Origin of the sequence: Microvirga sp. HBU67558 (assembly GCF_018069605.1) — a bacterium.
Classification (GTDB): Bacteria; Pseudomonadota; Alphaproteobacteria; order Rhizobiales; family Beijerinckiaceae; genus Microvirga; species Microvirga terrae.
The window spans coordinates 1-425 of sequence record NZ_JAGPUP010000175.1 but is presented as its reverse complement, the minus strand read 5'-3'; the positions used below and the strand labels follow the sequence as shown (position 1 = coordinate 425).

Here is a 425-nt window from a genome sequence, read left to right as displayed (position 1 = left end):
GCCGCCTTCCTCGAGGGACATGGCGCCCGCCCTGGGGACGTCTTCGTGCAGGTCCACGGCTTTACCCAGGCTGCTCCATTCACCACAGGCAAGACGATGACGGACCTGCTGGCCCATGTCGCCATGAACGGGCGTCGGGTCCACGACCATGGAAGGATTTCCCGATGAACCGCAGCACTCTCAAAAGGCTTGAAGCCCTCGAGCAGAAGGCCCCGCAGGATACAGGCAGGTGGCACACAATCATGGTGGGCAGCGACGAGGAAGAGGAGCAGAAGACCGCCGACCTGAAAGCCTCCCCGAACTGGACCGAAGGCGACAACCTGATGGTCATCCGTCTTGTGGGAGCCGAAGGCCCTGAGAGGAAGCCTTCTGAGTGAGCGGCCCGCTTCAAGCCAGAACGTTGAAGACGGGGATCCCGAGGGGTG

The 425-nt window shown here is 62.6% G+C and carries 1 protein-coding gene; it reads left to right on the top strand.

The window, feature by feature from the left end; genetic code table 11:
• Positions 1-164: 164 nt before the first annotated feature.
• Complete coding sequence (locus KBI52_RS00710; RefSeq protein WP_210804774.1) at positions 165-377, top strand: hypothetical protein; 213 nt, start codon at positions 165-167, stop codon at positions 375-377.
• Positions 378-425: the final 48 nt, after the last annotated feature.